The organism is Streptomyces sp. NPDC031670 (assembly GCF_055580545.1).
Genome location: NZ_JBVILC010000003.1, coordinates 444428 through 466624, shown reverse-complemented (window position 1 = coordinate 466624; position 22197 = coordinate 444428). Strand labels below are relative to the sequence as shown.

Annotated in this window: 15 protein-coding genes and 1 pseudogene; 3 read left to right on the top strand and 13 right to left on the bottom strand. The window is 73.6% G+C overall.

From position 1 onward, the window contains the following. Window positions 1-22: 22 nt before the first annotated feature. Complete coding sequence (locus tag ACZ5ID_RS09195; RefSeq protein ID WP_468894963.1) at window positions 23-6817, bottom strand: SDR family NAD(P)-dependent oxidoreductase; 6795 nt, start codon at window positions 6815-6817, stop codon at window positions 23-25. Window positions 6818-7647: 830 nt separating this feature from the next. Here ACZ5ID_RS09195 and ACZ5ID_RS09190 point away from each other — a divergent pair. From ACZ5ID_RS09190 to ACZ5ID_RS09180, 3 genes are all read left to right on the top strand, one after another. After that, window positions 7648-8898, top strand: a complete 1251-nt coding sequence (locus ACZ5ID_RS09190) for a DUF6801 domain-containing protein (RefSeq protein ID WP_468894961.1) — start codon at window positions 7648-7650, stop codon at window positions 8896-8898. Between the two features lie 80 nt (window positions 8899-8978). Further along, entirely contained in the window at window positions 8979-9959 is a 981-nt protein-coding gene (locus ACZ5ID_RS09185) for a COG1470 family protein (RefSeq protein WP_468894959.1), read from the top strand. A 434-nt stretch (window positions 9960-10393) separates the two neighbouring features. Further along, complete coding sequence (locus ACZ5ID_RS09180; protein WP_468894957.1) at window positions 10394-11734, top strand: DUF6801 domain-containing protein; 1341 nt, start codon at window positions 10394-10396, stop codon at window positions 11732-11734. On the opposite strand, the gene ACZ5ID_RS09175 is transcribed toward ACZ5ID_RS09180, so the two are convergent. The 12 genes and pseudogenes from ACZ5ID_RS09175 to ACZ5ID_RS09120 form a co-directional block, all read right to left on the bottom strand. Continuing rightward, window positions 11706-12929 (bottom strand): HTTM domain-containing protein, encoded by a 1224-nt coding sequence (locus ACZ5ID_RS09175; protein ID WP_468894955.1) that lies wholly within the window; start codon window positions 12927-12929, stop codon window positions 11706-11708. The genes ACZ5ID_RS09180 and ACZ5ID_RS09175 overlap by 29 nt on opposite strands. Then, window positions 12926-13612, bottom strand: a complete 687-nt coding sequence (locus tag ACZ5ID_RS09170; RefSeq protein WP_468894953.1) for a DUF5819 family protein — start codon at window positions 13610-13612, stop codon at window positions 12926-12928. Before ACZ5ID_RS09170 ends, ACZ5ID_RS09175 begins: the two co-directional genes overlap by 4 nt. Further along, window positions 13602-14180, bottom strand: a complete 579-nt coding sequence (locus ACZ5ID_RS09165) for a hypothetical protein (RefSeq protein WP_468894951.1) — start codon at window positions 14178-14180, stop codon at window positions 13602-13604. Before ACZ5ID_RS09165 ends, ACZ5ID_RS09170 begins: the two co-directional genes overlap by 11 nt. A 5-nt stretch (window positions 14181-14185) precedes the next feature. Beyond that, on the bottom strand, window positions 14186-14926 hold the full coding sequence (locus tag ACZ5ID_RS09160) for a nuclear transport factor 2 family protein (RefSeq protein ID WP_468894949.1): 741 nt from the start codon (window positions 14924-14926) through the stop codon (window positions 14186-14188). Window positions 14927-15048: 122 nt separating this feature from the next. Continuing rightward, window positions 15049-15564 (bottom strand): annotated as a pseudogene (locus ACZ5ID_RS09155) (nuclear transport factor 2 family protein); the annotation flags it as partial. 27 nt (window positions 15565-15591) lie between these two features. Next, a complete protein-coding gene (locus tag ACZ5ID_RS09150) occupies window positions 15592-16152 on the bottom strand; it encodes a hypothetical protein (RefSeq protein ID WP_468894947.1) in 561 nt (186 codons plus the stop codon). A gap of 14 nt (window positions 16153-16166) precedes the next feature. Further along, window positions 16167-16670, bottom strand: a complete 504-nt coding sequence (locus tag ACZ5ID_RS09145; protein ID WP_468894945.1) for a hypothetical protein — start codon at window positions 16668-16670, stop codon at window positions 16167-16169. A gap of 4 nt (window positions 16671-16674) precedes the next feature. Next, complete coding sequence (locus ACZ5ID_RS09140) at window positions 16675-17910, bottom strand: MlaD family protein (RefSeq protein ID WP_468894942.1); 1236 nt, start codon at window positions 17908-17910, stop codon at window positions 16675-16677. Further along, complete coding sequence (locus ACZ5ID_RS09135) at window positions 17907-19055, bottom strand: MlaD family protein (RefSeq protein WP_468894940.1); 1149 nt, start codon at window positions 19053-19055, stop codon at window positions 17907-17909. The genes ACZ5ID_RS09140 and ACZ5ID_RS09135 overlap by 4 nt, the downstream gene beginning before the upstream one ends. Then, the gene (locus ACZ5ID_RS09130; protein WP_468894938.1) at window positions 19052-20098 is read right to left on the bottom strand and encodes an MCE family protein; all 1047 of its coding nucleotides are present in this window, start codon (window positions 20096-20098) and stop codon (window positions 19052-19054) included. The genes ACZ5ID_RS09135 and ACZ5ID_RS09130 overlap by 4 nt, the downstream gene beginning before the upstream one ends. Further along, complete coding sequence (locus tag ACZ5ID_RS09125; protein ID WP_468894936.1) at window positions 20095-21159, bottom strand: MCE family protein; 1065 nt, start codon at window positions 21157-21159, stop codon at window positions 20095-20097. Before ACZ5ID_RS09125 ends, ACZ5ID_RS09130 begins: the two co-directional genes overlap by 4 nt. Further along, the gene (locus ACZ5ID_RS09120; protein ID WP_468894934.1) at window positions 21156-22190 is read right to left on the bottom strand and encodes an MCE family protein; all 1035 of its coding nucleotides are present in this window, start codon (window positions 22188-22190) and stop codon (window positions 21156-21158) included. The genes ACZ5ID_RS09125 and ACZ5ID_RS09120 overlap by 4 nt, the downstream gene beginning before the upstream one ends. Window positions 22191-22197: the final 7 nt, after the last annotated feature.

The following is a 22197-nucleotide window of genomic DNA, read 5'->3' as shown; positions in this document are numbered from 1 at the left end:
GGCTGACGTCCGGTCGGCCATCTCACCAGCCCGACGCCGTGTAGACGACGGATGTGGCCGACTCGTCGCCCCAGGCCAGCTCCCGCAGCAGGGCGAGCGCCCCCTCCTCGCGGTCGATGAGGGCCACCCCGCGCCGGGCGTACTCCCGGGCGAGATGCGGGCTGACCATGCCGGCGTGCTCCGCCGAGGGCGCCCACGGCCCCCAGTGCACGGTCAGCGCCCGCCGTCCGGTGCGCCGCGCCCACCGTTCGCCGAGGCCCGCGAGCGCGTCGTTGGCGGCGGCGTAGTCGCCCTGCCCCCGGTTGCCGAGTACGGCGGAGACGCTGCCGAACAGCACGGCCGTCCGGGGGGCGTGGGCGAGCTGGGACGCGGCGTCGAGCAGCGCGCGGGCGCCGTCCACCTTCGTGGCGTACACCCGCCGGAAGGACTCGGGGTCCTTCTCCTCGATGAGCCGGTCCTCGATCACGCCCGCCGCGTACACCACCAGGTCGATACGGCCGTGCTCGGCCTGGATCTCCTTGACGGCCTGGGCCACGGCCGCGCCGTCGCGCATGTCGGCGACGCGGTACGCGGCGGGGCTGCCGAGCCGCTCCAGCCGGTCCAGGGTGTGGGCGACCTCGCGGGCCGCGAGCAGGTTCGCGACCTCGCGTTCGATCGCGGCGGGGGCCAGGTCGCCCCGGGCGGCGAGCAGCGCCCGCAGCGCGGTCGCGTCGGCGGCGCCCGCGAGCTCCGGGTCCTCGGGCCCGGCGGGGAGCGGGGTCCTGCCGAGGAGTTCGATCCGGCAATGGGAGGCAGCCGCGAGCGTCAGCGCGAAGTCCGCGGTGATGCCCCGGGCACCTCCGGCGAGCAGGACGACGCTGTCGCGGTCGAGCCCGAGGGCCGCGGCTTCGGCGGCCCCGTCCCCGGCGGGCCCGGCACCGGTCCGTGCCAGAGCGCCGAGGGGGCGCTCCACGAGGGTGTGGCCGTACCGCCCGGCGGCGGTGCGCACGACGACGGGGGCGCGGTCCTCGGCGTACAGCTCGGCCAGCAGGAAGTCGGCGCGCCGCGCGGCCGTCTCCGCCGGGTCGAGGTCGACGACACGCGCGATGACGTCGTCGTACTCCCGCCCGATGGTCCGGAACAGCCCGGGCAGCCCGGCCCCCGCCTCCTCTCCGGCGCCGGGCGCGGTCCTGGCGCAGATCAGTGTGCGCGGCCGGAGGCGCAGTGCGGCGCGGACGACCTCGAAGGCCCCGGGGAGCAGCGGCGGACCGCTGTCGCAGGGGACTGCGGGGACGACGGCGCCGAGGTGGAAGACCCCGTCCAGGGGGCCGTCGGCGGCGTCGAGCCGCCGGTCCGTGTCGTACGCGACGACCTCGGCACCCCGGTCCACCAGCCGTGCCGTCAGCTCCTCGGCGGTCGCGCCGCCGCCGAGCAGCGCGAAGCGCCTGCCGCCGAGGGAGGGGTCCGGTGGGGTGGGCGGCAGGGCGAGAGGGGTCTCCTCAAGCAGGAAGCGGCGTGGGGGCACGCCGTGGACGGGCCCGGGCTCGGGCTCGGGTTCGGGCCGGGCCCCGGCCGCGACGGTGGGCGCGGGCGCCGGGGCGGGACCCTGCGACTCGGCGCGCGTCTCGTGCCCGGTGATCCACTCCGTGATCGCGGCGACCGTCCGGGCCCGGGACAGCTCCTCCATCTCCGCGTCGTCGAAGGTGCGGGTCCCGGCGAGATGGCGGGCCAGCTCACCGACGATCTCGGTGCGTTTGATGGAGTCGATGCTCAGGTCCGCTTCGAGGTCCAGATCGGGTTCGATCATGTCGACCGGGTAGCCGGTGCGCTCACTGATGACGGTGAGCACGGCCTGCTCGATGTCCACGACCGCCGCGAGCGGCGCGTCGACGGGTGCGGGCTCCTCGGCCACGGCCGGGGGCACGGTCCGTGCGACGGTATCCGTACGCGGGGGAACGGGCGGCGGGGACACCCCGGCGCCGGTCGCTCCCAAGTGCGTGAGCAGGACGTCCCGTTGCGCGGCGACCAGCTCGCGCGTGGTGCGCAGGAAGTCCGCGATGAGCTCGTGCTGTGCGTCGCCGTCTCGCGTCACCGTGGTCGTCTCCAGACTGACCCGTCGGGCCGGTTGCAGGGCTCCGGGCAGGAGTTCGCCGGACCGGGTGCGGACGAGCTGGCCGTCCACGGTCCAGCCGGGCGGCTCGGGCCGCTCCGTCACCGCGCCCCGGCCGTGGAGGAGCCGCCCGGCGTCCACCGGCACACCGGCGACCGCGAGCCGGGCCAGCGACTCCAGCAGTCCGCGCAGCCCGGCGCCCGGCCGGGGTTCGCAGGCGACCGCAAGATGCGGCCGGTCGCCCAGGATCCGGCCGACGAGACCGGTGAGCACCGTGCCGGGCCCCGCCTCGACGAAGATCCGCGCCCCCGCCGCGTACATCGCCTCGATCTGCTCGGCGAAGCGCACCGGGGAGCCGATCTGCGCGGCCAGTTCGGCGCGTACGCCGTCGGGCTCGGCCGGATACGCGGCGGCCGTCCGGTTGGCCCACACCGGGAACTCCGGGGCCCTGACGGTGTGCCGGGCCAGGGCCGGGGCGAACCGTTCGCCCGCGCCCGCGACCAGCGGGCTGTGGAAGGCGCAGGCGACCGGGATGCGCCGGACGTCGTGTCCCGCGCCGCGGAGGTGGTCCATCGCCTCGTCGACCAGGGCGGTGGGGCCGGAGACGATGGTCTGGCGGGGGCCGTTGCGGTTGGCGGCCACGACCCGGCCGCCGAGCCCGGCCGTCGTAAGGACGCGCTCCACGTCGGCCGGGGAAGCAGCCGCCGCGGCCATGGTGCCCGGGTCGGAGCCGAGCGAGTCGAGGATGGACTCGGCCCGGCGGGCGCTGAGGTCGAGCAGCGCGTCCGGGGTGAGGGCCCCGGCGGCGGCGAGGGCCACCAGCTCGCCGTAGGAGTGCCCGGCCGCCATGGCGGGGCGGACCCCGACCGATTCCAGCACGCGCCCGGCCGTCAGTCCGACGATTCCGAGGGCGGGTTGGGCCATCCTGGTGTCCTTGAGCGCTTCCCGCTGCCGCTCGGCGGCGCCCGGGCCGAAGGCCTTCGGCGGGTAGAGCGCCGGGGCGTACGCCCCGCCCCGCCGCACGGGATGTGCGGCCTCGGGGAACGCGACCAGAAGCTCGGCGAGCATGCCGGGGCGCTGGCTGCCCTGACCGGGGAAGAGGAAGGCGACTTCGGGCTCGGCGCCGAGGCCGTCCATCACCTCGTCCGCCGCGTACACCCCCCGTCCCCGCTCCCCCGTCGCCGCCTTCCGCAGCAGCGCGCGCAGGTCCGCCACGCTCTCCGCCACGACCGCGATCCGCACCGCGCCCGGCCGGCCCGCGGCGCGCCGGGCCGCCGTCAGCGCCGCGTCCCGCAGTCGCGGTCCGGCGCCCGGCGCGTCCGGCTCCCCCAGCTCCTCCAGCAGCCACCGCGCCTCCCGGCCGGCCGCCGCCGTGTCCGCGCCGCGGAAGAGGAACAGTTCGGCCTGCCACGTCTCGTACCCCCGGTCCGGGGGCGCGCCCTCGGTGTGGGCGGTGAGCACCGCGTGGAAGTTGGTGCCGCCGAAGCCGAACGCGCTCACCCCGGCGATGCGTTCGGCCGCCGGGGCCGCCCACGGCCGGGCCTCGGCGTGGAAGGCGAAGGGGCTGGTCGTGGGCGACCAGGCGGCGTTCGGCTCCTGGAGGTGGAGGGTGGGCGGGGTGATCCCGGTGTACAGGGCCATCGCCGCCTTGATCAGGCCCGCCAGGCCCGCCGCGCACTTGGTGTGGCCCAGCTGGGACTTGACGGAGCCGAGGGCGCAGCCGCCGGCCGCCGCGCCCGCCTCGGTGAACACCTCGGTCAGCGTGGCCAGTTCGGTACGGTCGCCGACCACGGTCCCGGTGCCGTGCGCCTCGACCAGACCGACCCGGGCGGGTGAGATCCCGGCCGCCCGGTAGGCCCTCTCCAGGGCGGCCCGCTGGCCCTCGGGCCGGGGCGCGGTGAGGCCGAGGGAGCGGCCGTCGCTGGCGCTGCCGACGCCCTTGACCACGGCGTAGACGCGGTCGCCGTCCCGCTCGGCGTCGGCCAGGCGTTTCAGCGCGACGCAGGCCACGCCCTCGCCGAGCACGGTGCCGTCGGCCGAGGCGTCGAACGTACGGGAACGGCCGCTCGGGGAGAGGGCGCGGACGGAGGAGAAGAGCAGGTAGTCGTTGATGCCGTTGTGCAGGTCGGCGCCGCCGCAGAGCACCATCTCGCTGGTGCCGGAGGCGAGTTCCTTGCAGGCCACGTCCAGCGCGGCGAGCGAGGAGGCGCAGGCCGCGTCGACGGTGTAGTTGGCGCCGCCCAGGTCGAGGCGGTTGGCGATCCGGCCCGCGATGACGTTGGCGAGCATGCCGGGGAAGGAGTCCTCGGTGAGCTTCGGCAACTGCTCCTCGACGGCGGGCGGTATCTCCCCCAGATAGGCGGGCAGGACCGTGCGCAGCGTGGTGGCACCGGACAGGTCGCTGCCGGACTCCGCGCCGAAGACCACGGACGTACGGGAGCGGTCGAAGGGCCGGTCGCCGTACCCGGCGTCGTCCAGGGCCCGCCGCGCGGCTTCGAGGGCCAGGAGCTGTACGGGTTCGATGCTGCCGAGCGAGGCGGGCGGGATGCCGTAGGCGAACGGGTCGAAGGGGATCGGGGGCAGGAAGCCTCCCCACCGTGACGCGGTGGTGCCCGCGCGCTCACCGCTGGGATCGTGGTAGATCTCCGGGTCCCAGCGGTCGGCGGGGACCTCGGTGACCGCGTCGACACCGCCGACGACGTTCGCCCAGTACGTGGGGAGGTCGGGGGCCTGGGGGAACATGCAGGCCATGCCGACGACAGCGATGTCGAGCGGCCGGGCGCCGGGCTCTTCGGCCCTCTCCCCGGACGTGTCCGGGGTTTCGCTGAGCTCGGCCGCGCGCCGCTCGGCGAAGGCGGCGGCGCCCCGGCTCACGGCGTCGTGCAGCGCGCCCACGGTCGTGGCCGCCGAGCGCAGCACGGCCACCTCCCCGGCCATGAACATCCCGGCGTCGAGCTGGCGCTGCTCGGAGACGGGTCGCAGCTCGGCGCCCTCGCGCTCGACACCTTTGCTGGCGATCCGCAGCCGCCCGATGTTCAGCCGTTCCAGCTCCTCCCAGACCCGGCGGTCGGGGGTGCCGTCGGCGCGCAGCCGGGCGCGGGTGGCCGCGTAGTCGGCGGTGTACGGGCTCGCGACACAGCGGGTGGCGTGGCCCGGGGCGCTCTCCAGGAGCGCGGTGGCCCCGGCGGCGATCACCTGGCGCTGGAAGACCGGCTGGATCGCACCGCACTCGACCGCCTCGGCCGTGAACAGGTAGGCGGTGCCCATCAGGACGCCGACCGCGACCCCGCGCGCCGCGAGCGGGGCGGCGACGGCGGCGGCCATGGCGGAGGAGCGCTCGTCGTGGATGCCGCCCGCGAGCAGCACCTGGAAGTCGCCCGCGGCGCCGGGCGCGCGCCGCACGTACTCCTCGACCACCGCCAGTTGCGCCTCCCAGAGCGGAAAGCTGTTGCGCGGCCCGACATGGCCGCCGCATTCGGCGCCTTCGAAGACAAACTTACGCATGCCCATGTCAATGAACTGGGTGAGCAGGGTGGCCGACGGGACGTGCAGGAAGGTCCGGATGCCGGCCGCCTCCAGGTCGGCCGCCTGGGAGGGGCGGCCCCCGGCGATGATGGCGTGGGTGGGCCGGACGGCCCGTACGGCGGCGAGCTGCTCAGCCCGCAGACGGCTGTCCGTGAAGCCGAGGATGCCCACGCCCCAGGGGCGCTCGCCCAGTTCGTCGCGGGTGCGTTCGAGGAGGGTGCGGCTCTGCGCGCCGTCGGACAGGGCGAGCGCCAGCATCGGCAGCGCCCCTTCGCGCCCCACGGCCGCCGCGAAGCCCGCCCGGTCGCTGACCCGGGTCATGGGGCCCTGCACGAGGGGCAGCCGGGTGCCGAGCGCCCGCGCCAGGGGGGAGCCCGCCGCCATGATCCGCGCGGCGGCCGGATCGCCCACCGCGTCGAGGACCGCTTCGCGCACCCCGCGTACGGCACCGGCCACGGTGCCCCACCGGTCGGCGAACACCGAGGCGAGGAACCCGTCCTGGCCGACCGGCAGTTGGAGGCCGGTGCGGGCGTTGCGCAGGACCCGCACCCCGTCGATGACGGTCGTCTCGGCCCCGTCCATCGTGCGCAGCGCGGCTGCCGCCTCGTCCGTGATCCCCGACTCCGCGAGCAGGGCCAGCTGGGTGTCGAGGACGACCCCGGCGGCACCGCCCGCCACGGCCGCCGCCGCCGTACGCGGGCCGATGCCCCCGCAGGCCCACACGGGGAGCTCGTACGCCGGGTCGGCGAGGAGCGCCTGGAGCAGGACGAAGGTGCCCAGTTCGCCGCCGCGGCCGGCGCATTCGCTCCCGCGTGCCACGATCCCGTACGCGCCGTCGGCCGCGGCCCGGCGCGCCTCGTCACGGTCGCCGACCTCGGCCAGGACCCGGGTCCGGCCGCCCAGTTGGCCGATCTTCCAGTCGACGCCGGGGGCGAGCAGCACCACGGGCGGAAGGGTGCCGCCGCACTCCTCGGCCACCTCCTCGGGCGTCAGCGCGCAGGAGGGTCCGACCCGGAGGCCGAAGACACCGGACGTCCAGCGGTCTGCGCACACGAGGGCTTCTCTGGCCCGGCGGTCGCCCGTCCCGATATCCAGCACTCCGAGTCCGCCCGCTCGACGGACCGCGGCGACCGGACGCGGGTCGGGCAGGCATAACGGGCTCACTCCGATGACAAGTTCAGGGTTCGGCGCTACGGGCGTCATGAACACTCCGAATCAGACCGATGGTGCCGCGAGGGGGGTGACGGCAGCGGCGAGCCCGAAAGGCGGCGGGGCCGCCGGACGGCCGGGGGGTGGGCCGTCCGACGGCGACGGGCCGCCGACGAGGCTCGTACCACTGCCCGGAGGTGCGCTGGGGCGGGGTGGTGCGACGGGGCGGGGTCGTGCGCTGGTGCCGGAGTTCGTGCCGCTGCCGGGGGTTGCGGTGGTGCGGGTTCGCGCGGTGGGGCCGGGTCGCACGGTGGGACGGGGGCGCTCGAAGGCGCCGCCGGGCACTGAGGGCAGGCGTGGTCTCTTGCGGGCCGACGCGGTCGGCTGCCGTTCGGCCGGGGCCGACCATACCGACCGCGGGGAGCGGCTGCCAGGGCGCCTCGCGCCCCGCCGCGCCCTCCTCGGCCGTCCCGGCTTCCCCATGGACTCCACCTTCCCTGACGTTCCGTCATATCTGACGTGCCGTCATATTGCAATCGTCCCGGGACCGCCACGAGTACCACCGCGAGTACCACCGGACACCGCCACGACGTGCCCGCGCCGGGTTCGGACAGAACCCCGCAGGGGCGCGGAATTCCGGAGTCCCGTTTTCCCATTCTCTTTCCATTCCGCCCGCATTTCAGAATTTGTCACACAGGTGAGCATGTGTGCGGCGGAGACAAGAAAGGGCACGGACATACTCACCGCGGTGACAAGAAACAGGAATGACCGGGACCTTGGACACCCTTGCATATCCGGCGCCTTGACCGTCCCCCTACTCACAAGTAGTTTACGCATCCGAAACGCGGAACTTCCCTGTCCGTACAACACACAAGAGGTACCTCATGGGAGCTCGGCAAAGGAAGTCCGGGGCGCGAACAGCCCTGGCCGCCACCGCGGTCGGCGGTGTCGTCGCGGGGTTTCTCGGCTTCGCGGGAGCCGGGGCCGCACAGGCCGCACCGGCGAAACTCGTCCAGCAGTACGACTGCGTATTCCCGCTGATCGGCAACGACCCGATCGAGGCCACCATCACGGCCGAGATTCCGACCGAGATCGAAGCGGGGACGCCGTCCCCCGCATTCGCGGTCAACGCGGCCACGAAGGTCAGTTCACGGGCCGCTCAGGGGCTCGGTCTGGTCGGCGGCAAGACACTCGAAGGCATGGCGCGGGCAAGCGTCACCGTATACACGCCGGACGGCCCGCTCTCCGGAATCGGCGTGGAGAACACGGTCGAGAAGACCACCATTCCCAGCCCGCCGGCCGACTTCACCGTCAACGCCAAGGGCAACGCCCCGTCGCTCACCTTCAATACCCCGGGTGACGCACGGATCGAGGTCAACGGGATCGGTCTGCACGACATGATCGTGCGCGACGCCAACGGCAAGCCGATCCAACTGGTCACGGGCAAGGACACGTTCGACGCCCCGTGCACGCTGAAGTCGACGGAGAAGGTCCTCGCGAGCTTCAAAGTCGTACCGAAGAACCCCACCAACCCCACCAACCCCACGAATCCAACCAACCCGACGAACCCGACTGATCCGACGAACCCCACCAACCCTACGAACCCGACCAACCCAACCAACCCTACGAACCCCACTGACCCGACCAACCCGACCAACCCCACCGCCCCCTCCGGTTCGACCGCTCAGCAGAACCTGAGCACCCAGGTGAAGGCCGCGGCCGGCACGCTCTCCATGAGCCAGCCCGGTGACAACGTGGCCCTGTCCGCCGTCAACCAAGGCGTGGGCGGCGTCTCCAGCGGCAACCTCCAGACCGTCACCGTCAAGGACGACCGCAACGGCGCCAACGGCTGGTCGCTGACCGGCAAGGTCACCGACTTCACCGGTACGGCGGGATCGATCACCGCGGACAAGCTCCGCTGGAAGCCCTCGTGCGTCTCCGCGCCTGGCTCCAGGAGCAACTGCGTGGCCGGGACCGAGGGCCCCGTCGGAACCGTGGGCGCCACCCTGGCCGGAGCGCCCGACGCCCCCGCCACCGGCGGCCGGTTCAGCGTGGACAGCGCACTCTCCCTCGACATCCCCGCGACGGCCGCCGCGGGCGACTACAAGGCCGTGCTCACCCTCACCCTGACGTGAGTCGCGCCTCCCCCGGGCCGGTCGCACCCAGCGACCGGCCCACTTCCGTCCCCACGTCCGGCCCCATGAGGGGGAACCGTATGAGCCACCGCACCACTTCGCGGCGCCCGGCGCCGCTTCTCGTCGTCCTCGGGCTGCTCGCGGCGCTCGCCGCCCTTCCCCTGCCACCGGCGCACGCCGCGGACAACGGCCGCTGGTCGGTGTTCCCGGTGCACCAGGGCGCACCGGACACACCGGCCCGGGCGTACTTCCGGATGACCGCCGACCGGGGGGGGACCGTCCACGACAAGGTGACGGTCAAGAACCTCGACGCCCGGACAGCGACGTTCCAGTTGTATGGGACGGACGGGTACAACACCCCGCGCGACGGCGGTTTCGCCGTACGGAACAAGGCCGAGCGGATGACCGGCGTCGGGGCCTGGACGCGGCTGGACCGCACCGAGGTGACCGTTCCCGGCGGCGGCCAGGTCACCGTTCCCTTCACGCTCACCGTGCCGGCGGGCGCCGAGCCCGGCGACCACCCCGGGGCGATCGTCGCCCTGGACACGCGTCTGGGTCGCTCCGACGGAAACGGCGTCGCGGTCCAGCAGGCCGTCGGTGCCCGCCTGTATCTCAAGGTGAACGGCGCCCGAGTACGGGGGCTGCGGATCGACGACGTCCGCTTCCGCTACACCGCGCCGCTGGTGCCGGGGGCCAGACGCGCCGCGACCATCTCGTACGCGCTCGTCAACAGCGGCAACGTGATGCTCTCGCCGCAGGTCACCCTGCGCGCGAAGGGGGTGTTCGGCCACACCGCCTTCGAGCCGCCGGGCCGGCGTCTGCCCGCCGAACTGCTGCCGGGCCAGCGCGTCGAGGTGACCCAGAAGTGGGTCGGGCCACCCCTGGTGGACTGGGGGAACGTCGAGGTGACGGCCGCCGACACGGCGGGCGACCTGGTCGAGAGCGCCGAGGTCGGCTACGCCACGGTGAACTGGACGGTCGTCGCCCTCGCCGGGCTCGTCCTGGCCGGCGGGGCGGTGTGGCTGGTGCTCCGGCGCCGCGCGGCGGGCCGGACAGGGTGACGGGGTGACGGGGAAGCCGCCCGGGCCGGTCGGGGTCGGGCCGGCCGGGGTCGGCCGCGTCGGCCCCGGCCCGGCCGTGGCGTCCCCCACGCCGTACGAGAGGAGCGCACCACCGGCCAGTGCGAGAGCGGCCGAGCGGCGAACACGCATTTCACCCTGTATCTGTTTTCGGGGACTCCCGTACTCCCCGGAAAGTACTGATGCCGGGAACTGCGGTCAACGGCCGCTTCAGGGCCGTTCCGCATACGTCCGAATCCCGTCCGCACACGGAGTGAAGTGCGCACCGGACAACGAAAAAGACCCTCCGATTCATCGGTCACTGCCAATTCGCAATTCTCGGTTCGCCCGGACCTGATTTTCACCTTGACCCCCACCTTACCGCTCAGTAGTTTCCGGTCCGGAAACGATGGTTTCACCACTGCGAGAGGCAGCTCATGGGAATTCAGAGAAAGCGGACCAAGGGGACGCTGTCCGCCCTGGCCGTCACCGCGGCCATCGGCGTGGTCACCACCACGGTGTCGGTCACCGCGGCCGGTACGGCGACGGCGGTGCCCGCCAAGCTGGTACAGGACTACTCCTGCGTCTTCCCCCTGATCGGCGCCGACCCGATCAAGATCACCATCTCGGCCGACATCCCGGCCGAGATCCCGAAGGGCCGGGCGACCCCGGCCTTCGAAATCGACGCGAACACGTTGGTGAGCTCCCGGGCCGCGCAGGGCCTCGGACTGGTCGGCGCCAGGACCCTGGAGGGCAAGGCGACAGCCGACGTCACGGTGAACACCCCGTCGGGGCCGCTCTCCGGGATCAAGGTCGAGAACGACGTGGCCAAGGGCGACATCCCCAGCCCGCCCGCCGACTTCGCGGTGATGGCCACCGGCCATGCGCCCCCGCTGACCTTCGACCGGACCGGCGACGGCAGCATCGACGTCAACAACATCTCGCTGCACGACATGATCGCGCGGGACGCGAACGGCAAGCCGGTTCAACTGGTCACGGGCAAGGACACGTTCGACGCGGCGTGCACCCTGACGTCGGCGGACAAGACCCTGCACCGCTTCAAGGTCGTGGAAGACACCCCCACGAACCCAACCAACCCGACGAACCCGACGAACCCCACGGACCCGACCAACCCAACCAACCCAACCAGCCCCACGAACCCGACCGACCCCACGAACCCCACCAACCCGACCAACCCGACCAACCCGACCGACCCCACCAACCCAACCAATCCCACCAACCCCACCACCCCCACCACCCCCAACCCACCCATCCACCTGAGCTACGGCCTCACCGGTAGCTCGACCATCAAGGCGGCGAACGGGACCACCGCCCTGGCCGGCGGCATCGAGGCCGACTTCGACCTCGCCTCGGGCACCTACAACGCCGATCTCACGCTGAACCCGACCTCCGGGAAGTTCTCGATCCTCGGGTTCCTCCCGGCGACCGCGAAGATCGAGTTCCAGCAGGTGGGCCGGACGAACGGCACGCTCAGCACCGCCGGTGACCTCACCACCAAGTCGAGCATGTACGTGAAACTGCCCGAGATAGCCGTCTTCGGCATCCCGCTGGGCGGCGGCGCCGACTGCAAGTCCGGTAGCCCCGCCGACGTCAACCTGACCTCGGACGGCCGGTTCGACCCGCTGAGCGGCGGCAAGCTCAAGGGGACGTACATCCTGCCGCCGCTGAAGAGCTGCGGCGCGCTCAACGACATCCTGAGCGCCTTCACCTCGGGCCCGGGCAACACGATCAACATGACGCTCGCCAAGAAGGGGTGACCCCCTCCTCTTCCTCCGAGCGGGCCGCCAGGCCGGCCTCCGCGCCCCAGGCGTCGGGGGCCGGCCGTCTGTCACCGGTCAGCCGCCGCCGCAGCCCGTCGGCCCGCTCCCCCGCCGCCACCAGGAACCCGGTCGGCAGGAACACCAGGTCGGCCGCGATCATCGACAGCGAGAAGTACGGCAGTCCCAGCAGCAGCCCGATGCCGATGTGCTCGGCGAACAGCAGCGCCAGCAGGACGTTCTTGACCCGCCGGTCGAGCAGGCTGAACGGGAAGGCGACCTGGACGAGCACGGTTCCGTACGTCAGGGCGAGGACGGTCAGCGCGTGCGAGGTGAGGGCGTGGGAGAGCGCGGGGTACGGCTCCAGCCAGTCGAGTCCGGCCGACCAGTACACGGCGGTGCCGTCCTGCCAGGGCGCACCTTGGATCTTGTACCAGCCGGCCGACGCGTACAGCAGGCAGAGCTGGATCATCATCATCGCCACCGCGCCGTTGTGCAGCAGATGACCGATCAACTCCAGGGTGCGGCGCGCCCCCGGACGGCCGCGCACCCCGCGCCACACTCCCTGCCCGGCCCAGCAGCCCCACAGCACGAGCGCCCAGCCGCCGCCGAGCAGCCCCGGGAGCGTCGCCCAGGTGAGGACCAGGCCGCAGCAGGACCACAGCACCACGCCCGTACGGTCCCGGTCGCCCGTTGCCGGGGCGCGCTCGCGTCGGCGGGCGTCCAGTGACCACACCTGGGCGCACCGCGTGAAGACGAGGTAGACCGCGGTGATGCGGAAGATGGTGTCGCCGGCGTTGAGGACGTTCTCGTTGCGGTGGTCGAGGGAGAGGACGCCGACGAGGAAGAGCAGCGAGGCCGTCCGGGTGCGCCAGCCGACCAGGAGCGCCACCGCGACGGCCGCCGAGAGCAGGTAGAACACCTCGAACCACAGCTCGCTCCCGGACCAGCGCAGCACGCTGAACCCGTGGCTCCGGTCGAGCGCGTGCTCCGCGAGGTGCCAGCTCCAGGGTGCGTCCGGGCCCCAGATCCTCTCGCGGCGCCAGAACTCGTGGACGAGCAGCAGCAGCCAGATCGCGGCCATGCCGATCCGTACGGCCGCGCTCTGATGGGCCCATACCCGCGGGTCGCAGGCCCTGCCGAGAACGCGGTCGAGCGTCGACTCGCCCTTCTCGGCGCCCCGTTGGGGTCTCATGACGTACGCCCCTCGGCGAAGTCGGCGGCGCTCACCGGCCACCAGGGGTAGACGCGCACCACCGGCGCGGAGCGGGCGGTGCGCGTCTTCCACGGTGGCGGCGGGACGGTGGTGTCGGTCGAGCGGAACTGGATCCGTTCGACGTGCGCGCCGTCCGGGGCAGCGGGCATCCGGGACAGGGCGAGACGCTTGAGGTACTGCTCGCTGTCGAGCCCCGCCGGGCCGATGGGCCGCTGCTGGGGATCGTGCGCGGCCAGCATCTTCGTCCAGGCGGTGGCGAGTTGCTGGCGGACGCGGCTGGGCAGGGGGTTGCCGCGCAGCTCGGCCAGGTCCCGCGCGGTCAGGTCCCGCCAGGGGCCGGTGCGGATGGTGCCGTCCGCCGTGCGCAGTTCGACGCGGGCGGAGACCGCCGTCATGGTGCGGGTGATGTCGGGCGCGAAGAGCTGCCAGCTCTGGGAGAACTCGGGCGCCATATACGCGTTGACGGTGTCGCCGACGGCGTCGGTGGCCGCGTTGCGCGGGGCGAGGTGCAGGAAGGTCGCGCCGGTGTGGACGAGCAGTCCGGCGGCGACGGCGCCCGCCGCGACGACGACGGCCAGCCGCTGCCCCGGCGTCAACTCCCGCAGGCTCTGGTGCGGACCGGGTCCGGGACGCTCGGCACGCGGGGCGGGCTCATGAGCCATCGCGCGTCCCCTCCCCGCCCCCGGCCGCCTTGACGGCCGCCGCGCAGTCCGGGTTGTCGTCGAACGCCTTCCGCAGCCTCGGATCCGCCCGGAGGTCGTCGGCGGGGCCCTTGTAGGCGCTGACCGCCCGCAGGGACGAACCCGCGGCGTCCAGTGCGGACTTCAGCGACTTCTCGTCGGTGACCTCGGCCCGGGAGAGCGTCGTGACCGCCTCGCCCACCGACGTACGCGCCGTGTCCAGCCGGGCCAGGGCCGTGCCCAGCGCACCGGCGCCGCCGGCGACCGGCGGGGCCCCGTCCCTCTGGAGGTCCGTGCGGAGCGCCCCGAGCCGCTGGGAGAGGGCGGTGAGGAAGGTGAGCAACTGCCCCTTGGCCCGTACCGGCTGGGTCCGGTCGACCGTGGGCACCGCCAGTCCGGCGCCGCTGTCCGTCAGGTGCGCGCAGACCCCGCCCGCCCAGTCCACCTCGGGCGGTGGCTGCGCCGAGGAGCCGCACGCGATGGCCGGTGTGGTGACGGCGGCGAGCAGCGCGAGGCTCGCCGCGGCCCGCTTCGTCTGTCGAGGAAACACGGCTCTCACTCCTTGCCCTGGTCGGTCGGGGTGCCCGGTGCCCGCTGGAAGGTGTCGAGGGAGGCGATCCGCCAGGTGCCGTCCCGGCGGACCGCGTCGACGGCGAACATCGCGGCGGCGACGGTGGTGGAGCCGCCCTTGCCGGTACGGGTACTGGTCTGGTCGGCGAAGACCAGGACGCGGGCCCGGTCCCCGTCGATGACCTCGACGCCGCTGTCGGTGACCGTGGTGGTCAGCACGAGCTTCTGCTTCGGCCCCTGTTCGCGGACCGGCTCCATCAGGCTCCGGTACTGCGTGACGGCCGAACCGGTCAGCCGGTCTCTGGCCGCCGCCTCGGTCCTGGCCGGGTCGGTGTGGTCGTACGAGAAGATCCCCCGCACGGCCTCCTCGACGGCGCCCTTCACCTCGCTGGTCCGGGCGGTGTCGGCCAGCGCGGTGTTGCGTCCGGCGCCGCCCCTGTCGCCGTGTCCGCCCTGGATGTGGGCGAGGACGGAGAACGCGGTGAGCAGCACGGCCAGGGCGGCGAGGGCCGAGGGCCAGGTCGGGAACCTCTCCCTGGCCGGCCGGACCGCACGGCCGAACCGGGACTCGGATTCGGGCTTGGATTCGGGCTTGGGTTCGGGCTTGGATTCGGGTGCTGTCCCCGGTCCGGGTTTACTGCGGGCGCGATCGAGGGGCCGGGCGGTGGGCGGGCGGGCCGCGGCCAGGCGGCGCCGGCGGTTGACGAGGTGGCGGGTGGTCGACATGGCGGGCCTCCGGGTCAGCTGCCGCTGGGGGTGGGCGTACCGGCGGGCGGGGTGGTGGCCGGGGTGTTCGAGGGGGTGCCGGAGGGGTTGTCGGAGGGGTTGTCGGAGGGGGTGGCCGCGTCGCCGATCGGCGCCTGGCCCAGTCGGCTCAGCTTCCAGCCCTCGGGGGTGCGGGTGAGTTCGCCGAGCATCCGGCTGTCCTTGGTACTGCTCCGGTGGTCCGCCGCGACGACGGTGACGCGGGTCGCGACCATCACCCGGGCGTGGCCCGCCCGTTCGTCGAGTTCGGTGACCGCGCCCGAGAGCACCTTGGCGGTGGTCGTGGTCCCGGCCTTCTCGACCTGCTGGACGAACTGCTGCCTGCTGTCCTTGAGTTCCTTGAGGAGGTCGCCGGTGGCGGACTCCTCCCAGAGGTCGAGGCCGTGGGCCAGGTCGCCGTGGTCGAGGGTGTTCATGTTCTGCACGCCCTGCTCACCGGCCCGCAGCACCTCGTCCCTGGTACGGGCGAACGCGGCCCGGTCGTCGTGCGCCGCCGTGTACCAGGAACCGCCCGTCCACAGCGCGAACGCACAGGCCAGCGCTGCCGCCACCCCGGCCGCCGCCGTCAGCGGCGGCCGTCCGCGCACCGCCCGGGTCATCCGTGCCATGACACCTCCCCACCCGCCCTAGCGGGCCTTGATCGCTGTGATCCGCCAGTGGCCGCCCTCGCGCGCGGCGGACACCGAGAGCTGCGCGGCCACGGTCGTCGCGCTGCCACCGCGCCGCACACTGGTCTGGTCGAGGAAGAGCAGCAGCTCCGCGCGGCCGGCCGTGAGCCGGGTGACCCCGGCGCGGGCGACCCTGGTGGTGAGCGTCAGCCCCTGTTCGGCCACCCGCTCGCGGACCTGCGCGAAGAGCGCGTCGTACTCCTTCGCCGCCTGCCCCCGCAGCAGCACGCGCGCGTCGTCACGGGTGCGGGTCAGGGTGTCCGGGGCGTAGCTGAACACACGGGAGGCCGCCGTTCCCACCTCCGCCAGCACCTCGTCGGTGGCCGCGCGGTCGGTCAGGGCGCGGTTGACGGTGGCCGGGGAGTGCCTCGACTGCCCGGCGAGCAGCAGCAGGACGCCGCTCGCCGCCAGCAGGGCCGCGATGAGCAGCGGCGGCAGGAAGCGGCGTGGACGGCGCCGGGCGGGCGTCTCCCCGGCGGCGTCGGCCGCGGTGTCCGGCTGTTCCTCGGTCGTGGTCATCGCCGTCCCTCCCCTCAGCCCGTCCCGACCGCGACGGCGGTCAGGGAGGTGAGCTTCCAGCCGTGGCCGGTGCGGGCGAGGGCCGCCTCGAAACGTTTGCGGTCGGTGGTCGGGGCACCGGTGCGGGGCCGCGCCTCGACGCGTACGGTCGCGATGAGCCGGGCCGTGCCGGAGCGGTCGTCGAGCTCCGTGACGGCCGCGTCGGTGACCTCGGCGCGGGTCGTGGTGCCCTGCTCCTTGAGGACCTGGGCGCTCTTGGCGCGGGTCGCGCGCAGCTCGTCCCCGAGCGGTCCGGTCGTCGCGTCCAGCCAGGCGGCCAGGTCCGCGTCGACGGCACGGGCGTCGAGGGAGGTCAGCCGGGCGATGCCGCGGCGTCCGTCGGCGAGCGCCGCGTCGCGGCTGTGCGCGTACGTCAGATCGCCGTCGCCCCTGGCGCGGGCGTACGTCCATCCGGACACCCCGCACAGCGCCAGGGCGAGCACCAGCCCCGCGATCAGGACGAGCCGTCGGCGTCTCATGCCCTCACTCCCCCAGCCCGAGGAGTTGGGCGAGGCCCACGGGGCTCCGCGGCGGTACGGAAGGAGCGCCCAGCACGCCGGTTCCCCGGCCGGCGCCCGGCAGCGAGCCCGGCACGGCCGGGGTGGGGACCGGGCCCCTGGGCGCGTTGGCCGAGCCCCGGACGTTCCGGCCGCTCGCGGGCGGGGCGGTGCAGCGCGCCCCGGTGTTCACCGGCGCGTCCCCGGCGGTGTCGAGGCCGTCGCGGTAGCGGGTCCCCTCGTACCCGGTGGTGCAGGGCAGGGGCTTGAAGAAGGTGGTGACCATGCCGAAGTCCGCTCCGCCCGGGCCGACCGCGCTGGAGCCCGCGGCGGCCACCCGGGGCAGCCGCACCATCAGCTCCTCGGTGCCGTGCTGACGGGTGACCAGGAGCTCGGAGGTGGTCGTCAGATTGGCGAGGAGCACGCTCAGACCGGGGTCGTTGTCCCGCAGCAGCGCGGTGAACTCGTCGGCGGTGGCCGGTGTCTCGTCGATGACCCGGCGCAGATCCGAGTCCGAGTCCTTCAGCCGCCGGGCGAGCGTACGGGCCCCGGTGGCGAAGGAGGTGAGGGCGCGGGTGCTGTCGGCCTGGGTCCTGAGCACGGTCTCCCCGTCGGTGAGCAGTCGGGTGGTGGCGGGCAGCGCCCGGTCGGCGGCGTTGAGGAACTGGCTGCCCGCGTCCAGGAGCACCTGGAGGTTGGAGCCCTGGTTGGCGAAGGCCCTGCCGAGTTCGTCGACGGCCGTGCGCAGGTCGTCGGTCGGCACCGACGCGGCCAGGGCGTCGACGCCGGTGAGGAGGCGGGTGATGGGGGCGGGTGTGCTGGTGTCCCGGCGGGCGATGGTGTCGCCGTCGTGGAGGTAGGGGCCGCGGTCGGTGCGGGGGGCGAGGTCGAGGTACTGCTCACCCACCGCCGACAGAGAGGCCACCTTGGCGTCCAGGTCGGCGGGGATGGCCGGGGTGCCGTCGTCGATGGCGAGGCGCGCCTCGACCCCGTCCCGGGTCAGTGCGATGCTCCGGACCCGGCCGACGTCGACGCCCCGGTAGGTGACCCCGGCGCCGGTGAACAGCCCGCCGGTCTCGGCGAGTTGGACGCGTACGGTGTACGAGCCGGGCGCGCCGACGAACCGTCCGAGGTCCGCGTAGGTCACCGCGATGTAGCCGAGCACCAGCGTGCCGAGCAGCAGGAAGGCGAGGTTCTTGATGTGCGTGCCGAGGGTGGTCACCGGGCACCGGCCTCCCCGACGGAGGGCAGGGGCAGCGTGCCCCCGGTGGGCGCGGGCGTGGCGTGTTCGGGCAGGACCATGGTGCCGGGGGCGGCGGCGACCTTGAGGTAGACGTTCAGGTAGTCGCCCTTGACCCCGCTCAGCACCTCGTCGGTGAACGGGTACGTCATCAGCACCTGGAGCGAGGCGGGCAGGTTCCGGCCCGCGTCGGCCAGGCCCTTCAGGGTGGGTGCGAGCGCCCGCAGGTCGGCCACCAGGTCTGCCCGGGTGCGGTCGACGGTGCCGACGGCCGCCGTGGAGAGCGTGTCCAGGGATCTGAGCATGGTGACGAGCGAGCCGCGCTGGTCGCGGAGGACGCTGAGGCCGGGGCCGAGCCGGTCCAGTACCGCGCCGACCCTGGCGTCCCGGCCGGCCAGGGTGGACGACAGCCGGTCCAGGGCTCCGAGCGCGTCCGTGAGGTCGCCGCGGTGCTTGTCGAGGTCCTTGGCGAAGGTGCCGATCCGGGCGAGGACGGAACGGGCCGCGGATCGGCGGCCGTCGAGGGCGCGGTTGAGCTCGCGGGTGATGGTGTTGATCTGCTGTACTCCACCGCCGTTGAGCAGCATGGACAGCGCGCCGAAGACCTCCTCGACCTCCGCGTTGCGGTTGGTGCGCGCGAGCGGGATGACGGCGCCGTCCGCCAGCGGCGCGGAGGCACGGGTGGTGGCGGCGGCACGCGGGCCGGTGGTGTCGTTGAGGTCGGGGCGGGGGGCCAGCTCCTCGGGGGCGACGAGCTGGACGTACTTCTCGCCGAGCAGGCTGGACTGCTCCAGGTTGGCGTAGGCGTCGGCGGGCAGGCGCACCTTGCCGTTGACCTTCATGGTCACCCTCGCCAGCCAGTCGTCGCCGCCCGCCGTGATCTTCTCGACCCGGCCGACCGGAACGTCGTTGACCTTCACGGCGGACCGGGGGAAGAGACTGGTGACGTCCCGGAAGACGGCGGTGACGCGGTAGGGGTGGCTGCCGAGGTCGGCGCCGCCGGGCAGCGGCAGGTCCTGGATGCCGTGGAACGAGGGCACGCCGGGCCCGCCGGGCACGATCGCGAGCCCGGTGACGACGGCCGCCGCGCACAGCGCCAGCCCGGCCCGCGCGGCGCCCCGCCTCATCGCCGGGCCCCCGGCGCGCTGTCGGCGTACGTCTCGGCGGCGGGCAGCGGCAGCGGGCCGAGCTCGTTGAGGTCGGCGCGGCCGTCGATGGTGCGGGTGGCCGGGTTGTAGGCGTTCTCCAGGTTGGCGGCGGCGAGCGGCAGGGTGTCCAGCGCCTCGGCCAGGGAGGCGCGTTGGTCGACGAGCGACCGGGTGACGGTCGCGAGCCGGTCGACCTGCTGGGTGAGCTTGCCCCGGTTGTCGCGGATGAAGGTCTTCACCTGGCCGAGCGCGGTTCCGAGCTGTCGCAGCGCGGCGGCGAGGTCGTCCTTCTCGCCGGCGAGGAAGGTGGTGACGTCGGAGAGCTGCCGCTCGGTGGTGCGGACCGTGCTGTCGTTCTCCTTCAGCATGGTGACGAACGACTGGAGTTGGCGCACGGTCCTGACCAGGTCGGCGCTGGAGCCGCCGAGGACCTTGGCGGCGCCGCCGAGCTGCTGGACGGTACGGCCGACGGCGTCGCCGTTGCCCTTGAGGTTCCTGGCGGCGGTGCCGATGAGGTCGGAGAGCGCGCCCTCGCGGTTGGCGCCCTCGGGGCCGAGCGCGTCGACGAGGCCGCTGACGCTCTCGGTCAGTTCGTCGACCTCCATCGGGGTCGCGGTCCGCTCCCGGGGGATGACCGCGCCGTCCGCGAGGGTCGGTCCGCTGCCGCTGTAGGCGGGGCTGAGCTGCACGAAACGGCCCGATACGACGCTCGGGGCGACCACGACCGCCCGCACGAGCCGCGGAATCCGTACGCCCTCGTCGACGCGCAGGCTCACTCGCACCCGCGTGCCCTCGGGGCGGATGCGGCCGACGCTGCCGACCCGTACGCCCAGCACGCGCAGGTCCGAGCCCTCGTGCACGCCGACCGTCCGGTCGAAGTACGCGGTGAGGCGCAGGGCGCCGTCGTCGCCCAGGACGCGCACGGCGACGGCCGAGACGGTGGCCGCGACCAGCAGGACGAAGGCGACACCGAGGACGAGGAGCCGGCGCGGCCGGGGCAGTGTGCTGCGTGAGGGTCTCAACTCCCGTTCCCCTTCGCTGGTTTCGGCGGCATACAGCCCCGGGGCGGTGTGCTGCCCGGGGGCAGATACGACTTGGGGACGAGGCCGCAGAGATAGCTGTCCATCCAGTGGCCGTTGCCGAGGGTGTTGCCGATGAGGCGGTAGTACGGGCCCGCCTGCGCCAGGATGCGGTCCAGGTTCGTCTTGTTCCTGGAGAGCACCGCCGTGACGCGGCCGAGCGAGTCGAGGGCGGGGCCGAGCCGGGCCCGGTTGTCCGCGACGACGCCGCTGAGCTGGACGCTCAGGCTCTGCGCGCCGGTGAGCAGCCCGTGGATGGCGTCCCTGCGGTAGCCGACCTCGGCGAGGAGGCGTCCGCCCTCACCGAGCAGGTCGCGCACCCGGTCCTTCTTGCCGTCCAGGGTCCTGGTGACCCGGTCGGTGCCCTGGAGGAGCCGGGTGATCTGCTCGTCGCGGCTCGCGACGGCCAGCGACAGGTCGGCCAGGCCGGTGACCGCCCTGTGCACGTCCGGCGGGGTGTCGCGGAAGGTGGCCGAGAGCGTCTCGAAGCTCTTGGCGAGGGTGCGCGTGTCGAGCTCGCCGACCGTCTCGCCCAGTCCGTCCAGCGCGTCGAGCACGTCGTACGGTGAGGTCGTGCGGGTGATCGGGATGCGCCGGTGCGGGTCCTGGGCGCCGGTACCGCGCGGGTCGACCGCCAGGTACTTGGAGCCGAGGAGTGTCCTGACGGCGATGCCGACGGTGCTGGCGTCCCCGACCCAGGCGTCCTTGACGGTGAAGGCCACCTTCACCTTGGGCCCGTCGAGCCCGACCGCATTGACCTTCCCGACCTTCACGCCCGCGATCCGCACCTCGTCCCCGGGGTGGAGTCCGGCCGACTCCTTGAAATCGGCGGTGTAGCGGGTGCCGCCGCCGACGAACGGCAGCGCGTCGACGTGGCGGACGAGCAGTCCGATCACCGCCATGGTGAGCAGCCCGACGACGGCGATCGCCACGGGGTGCCGTTCGGCCGCCGGTCTGCGGGCCGGCTTCGGCGGGCGCGGGCCACGGATGCGTACAGGAGTCATCGGCGGCACCTCTGGTCCTTGATCGCGATGCCGGTGGGGGGCGGGCTGCCGTCGTCGGTGGTGACGCCGGTGACCTTCGCCTCGCAGAGGTAGAGGTTGAGCCAGCTCCCGTACGAGACGGCACGGGTGAGGGCCCGCATCTTGGCGGGGGTGCGGCGCAGGAACTCCTCCAGCAGCGGGCCGTTGTCCGCGAGGTTGGCGGAGACCCGGCCGAGCTGGTCGATGCTGCCGCGCAGCGGCTCCCGGCCCTCGTCGAGCAGTCCCGCGGTGCTGGTGGTCAGCGCCGCCAGCGAGCTGACCGCCTGTCCGATGGGCTTGCGGTCGGCGGAGAGGCCGGAGACCAGCTCGTCGAGGGTGTCGATGAGGCCGGTGAGCCGGCTCTCGCGGCTGTTGACGGTCCGCAGCACGGTGGTGAGGTTGTCGACGACCGACCCGATCACCGCGTCCTTCGCCGCGAGGGTGCTGGTGACCGACCCGATACTGGTGACCAGGCTGTCCACGGTCGGCCCCTCGCCCTGGAGGACCTGCACGACGGAGCCGGCCAGCTTGTTGGTCTCGGCCGGGGACAGACCCTGGAAGAGCGGCTGGAAGCCGTTGAAGAGCTGGGTGAGGTCGAGGGCGGGCGAGGTGCGGCGCAGCGGGATCGTCCCGCCCGGCCGCAGCGGAGGTTCTCCGACGGGACCGGCGCCGCGCTCCAGGGCGACATAGCGCTGGCCGACCATGTTGAGGTACTTGATCGCGGCGGTGCTGGAGGCGGGCAGGGCCCGGCCCCGCCGGACGGAGAACCGCACCTGCGCGTACCGCCGTTGGACGATCTCCACCGACTCGACCCGGCCGACCTCGACGCCCGCGATACGGACCGAGTCGCCCTTGCCGAGTCCGGTGGCGTCGGTGAACCACGCCCGGTACGTGTCCTTGCCGCCCATGCCCGTGTTGCTGATGCTCAGCGCGAGCACGGTGGTGGCCACCACGGTGACCAGGACGAAGACCACCGATTTGATCAGCGGTGCGGTGAGGGGCGCGCGGTTCACCTCGTCG